Raw genomic sequence first — 509 nt, 5'->3', positions numbered from 1 at the left:
ACCCACATTATCTGAGTGATTAATGACTGGTTTGTGGCTTCTCCGGTTCTTGTCGGTGTTGATGGAGGCCTGCTCGAGCCGTCATCGTGTTATCGAACATGTCACCAATCATTTTCCAAGAGCAAGCATCAGTCACCAAGCTGAGATAGGTGTGGGCAGGTAAGTAGCATTATGAGATGCGATGTCTAACTTAGGCTTCGTTCCAGTTTGGTTCTTCTAGCGCTGGCCAGAGCATCAAATCATCAATACCAACGTCCTTAAAGCCTATCTTTGAGTAATAGCTTTTAAGCGCTTCTACGCTTTCCTCTGAGCGATCTTCTAAAGGAAGCGCCTTTAGACCAATGATGTCGTAAATCGATGTAAAGCGTTCAATAAAGTCCTCAATTAAGGCTTTGGAATACTTATTTCCTCGATGCTCTTTCTTTACCTTTAGTTCGTGAATCACTATGAGGCGATCTGGTTCTGGGCAGATTCCCCAACGCATTGTTTCGTTACGTTTTGCGATGCTT

1 pseudogene is annotated in these 509 nt (G+C 44.2%); it reads right to left on the bottom strand.

The annotated features are described in order from the left end of the window. Window positions 1-190: 190 nt before the first annotated feature. Window positions 191-509, bottom strand: a pseudogene (locus tag R7Z77_RS28675) (hypothetical protein); the annotation flags it as partial.

This window comes from Vibrio sp. 1401, from assembly GCF_033340295.1.
The sequence above is the reverse complement of the archived record's forward strand: the minus strand, read 5'-3'. Positions and strand labels throughout refer to the sequence as shown.